Consider the following 6,605-nt stretch of genomic DNA (forward strand, 5'->3'; position numbering starts at 1 on the left):
TGGCCAAACTTTCTTTTTCTTCGACATGGTTCATAGACCTCCTCAAATGTCCTATCTTATAAAACTATATTTACCCCGCAGGGGATAAACCGGGTTGACGGCGCTTCACCCTTTGACCGAGCCGATCAGCATGCCTTGCTCAAAATAACGCTGCACGAACGGATAAATGATCAACATGGGCAAAGCGACAATGACGATGGCGGCCATCTGTATCCCTATTGTGGGCGGCGGCGCGGTTCCCGCTTGCTCGAGCAGCTCCGGAGGCAGGCTGGAGCTCGCAATAATCGAGCGAAGCACGAGCTGGACCGGCGCTTTGTCCCAATCGGTGACGTACAGCATGGCGTTAAAGAAATCGTTCCAATAAACGACCAGGTAAAGCAGTCCAACCGTGGCGATGACCGGCAGCGACAGAGGCAACACAATTTGCCACAATATTCTAAATTCCGATGCCCCGTCAATGGCCGCCGATTCCTTCAGACTTTCCGGAATGCCTTCGAAAAACGATTTCATAATAATCATGTTGAAGGCGCTGAACGCCATGACGAGAATCAGGACGTAATCGGTATTGAGCAGCCCGAGCCCTTTGATTGTAATGTAGGTCGGGATCATGCCGCCCCGGAACAACATCGTGAATACGAAATACAGAATGATGATTTTGCGTCCCGGCAGCCGTTTATCCGCCAGCGCGTAAGCCGCCGTTACGGTCAGGAACAACGCCAGCGCGACGCCTCCCGCCGTATTGCGGATCGTGTTTCCGTAGGAGGCGTAGATCATCGATCCTTTTTTCAGCAAATATTCGTAATAATCGAAGCTGATCGACGTCGGCATCAAAATCATGCCGTTCCGTTCGCTGAAAATGGAGTATGGCGTCAGGGATACGGAGATCACGTACCAGAACGGAAGGACGATGATGATCGTAACAAGCGTCAGGACGACATAGTTGGAGACGACGAAGGTCGTCTCGCCTCGCGTAAGCTTCATGCGTTCTCTTCCCTTTCCTCAAAAAATACCGGAGTCGTTGATTCGTTTGGCGATATGATTGGCGACCAGCACCAGCACAAGTCCGATCGCGCCTTTGATGACATCGGCCGCGGCCGCAAGGCTGAGGCTGAACTGCTCGATGCCGACCCGGTAAATGTACGTATCCAGAATATCCCCGACCTCGAAAACCATCGGGTTGTACAGATTGATGACCTGATCCAGTCCCGCGCTCATGACGTAGCCGACCCGCAGGATAAAAATAACGACGATCGTGCTCGCTATGCCCGGCAGCGTAATGTGTACGATTCGTTTGAACCGCGTCGCGCCGTCCATAATGGCGGCTTCGTACACTTCCGGATTCAAGCCGGCAATTGCCGCGATATAGATGATCGCCGCCCAGCCCATCTCCTTCATCGCATCCGTAACGACCAGAATCGTCCGAAAGTAGGCGGGGTCGACGAGCAAGTAGACCGGATCGCCGCCGAAAAATTCGATTACCTTGTTGATGATGCCGGTCTCCGGCGACAGGAGCAGCGTAATGATGCCCCCGTACACGACCCACGATACGAATCTCGGCAAATAGACCGCCGTCTGCAACGTTTTTTTGAACCACGCCGAACGGATTTCGTTAAGTGCAAGCGCTAACAGGATGGGGCATATAAAACCGCTTATCATTTTGTATAAGCTGATGATCAGCGTGTTCACGAAGGCGTTCATGAACATCTCCGATTCGAACAGCATCCGGAAGTAGTTCAGTCCGGCCCACGGGCTTGCTGATAATCCCTGAATCGCGTTGTAATCGACGAACGCGATGCTGATTCCGTACAGCGGCAAATAATCGAACAAAAATACCCAGACGAACGCGGGAATCAGCAGCACGTACAGCAGCTTGTATTTCCATAACCTCCTTAACCCTGTTGTCCGCCGCTCAGGCGGCGTTTCTCTCCGACCGGCAACCTTGACAGCCGCCTCTCCCATCCGGCTTTCCTCCCATCCTCTCTCTGACCGCATCCCCCGAAGAAAATGCTTACATGATTAAGCTTAGCGGCAATCGGCGCCTTGGAAAACCGGAGCGAAGGACGAAAAAACGGGGGAAAAGTCCGATTTCTTTTTCCCGGCAGACACAAGCCTCCAGCACCGCGGCAAACGGCTAAGGAGGCTTGTCTGATCGGCTCCTAAGTCAACGCAAGCAGCCTGTGCAGCACCTGCGCCGCTTCGGCTCGGGTCGTTCCGTTTTTAGGCGCGAACCGGCCCTCGCCTCTGCCTAGCAACAGTCCAAGCTCGGACGCCTCCTTTACATAAGCGACAGCCCATGGAGACAGTTCCGATTCGTCGTTATAGGCGGCAGCCGCACCGACAGATGCGGTTTCTCCGCGCAGGCGGATCGCCCTCATCGCCATAACCGCCATCTCCTCGCGGGTCACAAGACCGTTCGGATCAAAGTTCGCTGCGCCTTTCCCGGCAACGATGCCCGCTTGGTATGCGATTGCCACGGGCTCCGCGAACCAGGCGTTCGCAGGCACGTCGGCGAACGGCAGATCGCCCCGTTCCGTCAGCCCCAGCGCGTTTACCAGCATCGCCGCGAATTCGGCGCGCGTCACGGTCCGCTCCGGCGCAAATGTCGAAGCTCCGGTGCCTTGGACGATTCCCTTGGCATATAACCCGCGGACTACGTTGTACGCCCAATGCGCGGCCGGCAGATCGTCGAACGATTTCGCTACTTCTAACACGGCATATCTGCTGAAGCGACGCACTTCCGCCGTCCACCAGCCATTTGCATAGTCGCCTCCGACATATTCCGGCTGCCCTTCTTCTGGCAAATAATAGACGCCGGCAAGTTCGCTGCGAATCGCCGAATCAGCCTTTAGACGGATCGTGACCGGATCCGGGAATTGAGTCAACGAAGCGGAAGCCGTTCCGGCGATGGACAGACCAAGCTCATAGATGGCGCTGCCGAGCCGGATACCCGCTCCGGTCGCACGTTCTCCAGCGGCGCGGACCTTCTGCGCTTCGGCGGAAGGCAACGGCGCAAGCGTGAGCTTAACGGTTCCTTTCGCACGTTCCGCTTCCGGCAGCAGGGCCGTCAACTCGCGGATCACGGCGGATGGAATCACGATAGACAGCTCCTCCGAACGTATTTCGATGGCGTTGTCGCCCAGCAGCTCGCTCGTTCCGGCCGGAAGCCGGACTTCCGTTACGCCTGCAGGAGCTTCGATGACGATGGTGCCGTCCGCATTTCCCTGCAGATTGTCGGCTTCCACGATGAGCGTGTGGTCGGTTTCCGTTGCGCTTCCATTGCCGGTGCTGCTTCCGTTACCGGTGCCGTTTCCGGCAGGAGGACCTTCGTTGCCGCCGCCCGCAGGCGGATTGTCATCGTCGTCGTCGCCGCCTCCGGCAGCCGGCTCTTCGATCAGCGGCATCACCCTGATCCGATCGACGGCCAGCTTCGCTTCGGATCCGACGCTCTTCACCGAGAAGCCGACGCCTCCTGCCGCCAGTGAGTCGTCTTCGAAGGTCGCCACCCTCGTACCGTCGATGAACACGCGGAACTCGCCGCCTTCGGCTTCAATGACGTAATCATGGGAATCCGTGAGCGCAAAACCCGGTATAACATCCCCGATCTGGACGATCGAGCCGACTTGCTCCGGCGTGGACGTACCGGGATATTTCCACAACTCTGCCGCGCTTCCGTCCTTAAATTCCAGGAAATAATAGCTCGTTCCGGACGAATAGCGGAACATCGCCCGGAACCGGTTGCCCGTTCCCGTAAAGCTCATGCTGTAATCCGTCGAGGCGTATGGGAGCAGCGACGATTTTACGATGGCTCGCTGAGGTCCCATCTGCAGCGTCGAGCCGGTCAGCTTCGCTTCGGCTCCGCTGCCCTCGATGCGCCAGTCCGCGCTTCCAAACAGATCCCACGCCGCGATGCCGTTCTCGAAGCCGTCCTCGAACAACGGCTCGATCACAACCGTCACGTCCGTCTCCGCCGTAAAGGAGCCGTCCTCTGTCGTTACCGTAATAACGGCGGTTCCCGGCGCAACGCCCGTCACCGTGCCGTTACCGCTCACTGCGGCGACGGACGGACGGCTCGAGCTCCAGACGACGTTCCGGTTTGTCGCGTCTGCCGGCTCGAACTCGGCATGCAGCCGGAACGACTTGCCCGCACCCAGCGTCAGCTCGGTTTCGCTGACCGCGACGCCGGTCACGGCTACCGTCTCGTTCGGATTGCGGCTCGTCACCGTCCAGTTGCCGAAATTGTAGGTCAGCGACTCTTCTCCGTATGTCGCCGCGAATAGCTCCGACCCTCTCTCCTGCTGCAGCCACGGCGTGTCGAACAGCTTGAAGCTGTCGTAATCGATCGGCTCGCCGTTGATTCGATGAGTGTCTGCGTAAGAGCCGGAAGCTCTGTCGAACGTAATGTCCATCTCGTTGCCGCTCAGATTGGTGTACACAAGACGCGGACTGGCCGCATTAATCCCGTCGGCGTTTAGCTCCGTCTCGGTGAGAATCGCGTTTTTGAAGGCGTCAAGATCGTCGTAGTCGCCAATCTCCGCCGTATCCAGCACCCAGCCGTTCGTATCCGCCTTGCTGCGCAGAATGTTGTAGTTATAATGCAGTTGCTTCGTCGGGTGAGGCGTCATCGGCTTCACCTTGTCGGCAGGATCCGTCGGCGTCTGGTAATGCCAGGTATATGGCTTGATCATCTTGAAGGCGAAATACATCTGCTCCGTCCGGTTAAATACCCAGCCGTCCTGCTCCTCCCATTCGAGAATGGAGCCCGTGTCCGGGAACATGGCGGTCAAATAGCTATCGGCGGCTCCGGGCTCCTTAAGCGACTTGTACACGCCGAGCGCCGCTTTGGCGTCCTGCATGATGCGATGGTTCTCCGGCTGATTATAGTTGCCAATCGCCGCGTCCGGCTGGTCCGCGTTGACACGGAAGAGCGGATTAGGCGCGTCGGATTGCCAGCGCAGCGCGACCGGGATTTCTTCAATCCAGTTGTCTTGGCGATTGTAAGTGACCTCCGTCGATAAGCCCCAGGTCGGCTTCACATAAGCCTGACGATAGGTATTGAGCAGTCGGCCGCTGGAATTTTGCATATTCGTTTTGCGCGACATGTAGTCTTTATTCTTCAGTTGTCCAAGCTCGACGGCCATCGCCGGCGGCTCGTATTCCATTCCCTCGTAAACGGCCATGCCCAAATATTCCAGGAACGGACGGTAGGAAGCGGGAACGCCTGCATCCGATTCGCCGATCTTCTGCTGGGCGCGGTGCGAGCCGAAATACATCCACGACAGCGCCGTATGGTCGGCCCCTCTCCAGGACGGATCGTTGGCCGAGACGGCGTCTCCTTTAGCGCGGTTCGAGGTCGAGATAAAAATACCGTCGATCCAGTCGTTCGCCCATTCGAACCACATGACGTCCATCGCCATCTTCACCTTCTGCTTGAAATCCGGCTCATCCGTGAACTGGTACAGGGCGTTGAGGCAGAGGTACGTCATAAACGTATACTCAGGGCTTTCGTATTCCGCCCAGCCGAAGCGGACGCCCGCATCCAGCATCTCCTCGACGTTGGCGCGGTTCGAGCTCTTGAGCGCCGCGCCCGATACGCCGTTTAAATCCTCAAGATCGGGGAAATATTGGCCGACCAGATAACCGGCTGCATAATTGCTCATCCGCAGGTTCTCCGTCTGAGGCAGCTTCGCATAGGCGTAGCTTGCGAAATAATCCCGCACATGCTCCGTCAAGGCGCTGTCGAATTTGTCGCCCACGAGCAGATACGCATACATCTTCGCAACCGTCTTGTATTGCTCCCAGTCGTACGACTGGAACATCGTGTTCAGCTTCTGCAGATTGACGGTTTCGTTCTGTCCGTCCAGCAGTTGGGCTACGATCTGCGAAATATTAAGCTGTCCGCCGACTTCCGACATGGATTTTGTTTTGTTCCATAACCATTCGCGGCGGGTCTCGAGCGTCCCCGGCTGCGGCGCGTAAGAGCTTTCCTCCGCCGGCACCGGCCCTACGCTGACGTTGTCGAACACAACGCTGCTCAGCTTGTTGTTGTCATGGCTCGTAACCGCAAGCCCGAAGTAGGCCGTTTCGCCAAGGGCGATCCCCTCCCGCTTGACCAACGTCCAGTTCTCTCCGTCGATGGAATGATAGGAGCTGATCATGGAGCCTTCCCGCGTAAGCTTAAGCCAATAAGGCGCCGTCACGCCTGCCGCTCCGGCCTGTTGCGTCGTCGTGCCGCCCGTTTGGAGACGGCTCTGGTAGCTCGTGCCGTACGATCCGGTCAGCATCATCAACGCGTTCGGCGAACCGGCTGCGATGCCGCCGCGGATCATGACGCCCGCCTTGGTCCACGCCACCGTATTCGACATGCCGGAGATGCGCGCCACGATCTGGCCATCCCCCTTCCACGGCCGGTAGACATAATGGAATGCATCCGCATTGCCCCAAATATCCGCTCCGGAGCCTCGAACCGTGAAGGCATCCGTCTCTTCGTCGTATACGGCGTCGCCCGCCAGTCTCGCGTCGCCGATGTCGCCGTTGCCAAACGGCTCCGGCAGTGCGCCCGGAGACGGCTCCGTCGTCGCCGTCGCTTCGTTGCTCGCAGCAGAGAC

3 protein-coding genes are annotated in these 6,605 nt (G+C 57.8%); all 3 read right to left on the reverse strand.

The genetic code is table 11. From position 1 onward, the window contains the following. Positions 1 to 105: 105 nt before the first annotated feature. A complete protein-coding gene (locus tag PAT3040_RS17375) occupies positions 106 to 981 on the reverse strand; it encodes a carbohydrate ABC transporter permease (RefSeq protein WP_087566645.1) in 876 nt (291 codons plus the stop codon). 18 nt (positions 982 to 999) lie between these two features. Then, complete coding sequence (locus tag PAT3040_RS17380) at positions 1,000 to 1,959, reverse strand: ABC transporter permease (RefSeq protein WP_108993696.1); 960 nt, start codon at positions 1,957 to 1,959, stop codon at positions 1,000 to 1,002. Positions 1,960 to 2,156: 197 nt separating this feature from the next. Next, positions 2,157 to 6,605: S-layer homology domain-containing protein (locus PAT3040_RS17385; RefSeq protein WP_181376687.1), on the reverse strand; the 4,449-nt coding region annotated here is incomplete at its 5' end.

The organism is Paenibacillus agaridevorans, assembly GCF_003112455.1.
GTDB classification, from domain to species: domain Bacteria; phylum Bacillota; class Bacilli; order Paenibacillales; family Paenibacillaceae; genus Pristimantibacillus; species Pristimantibacillus agaridevorans.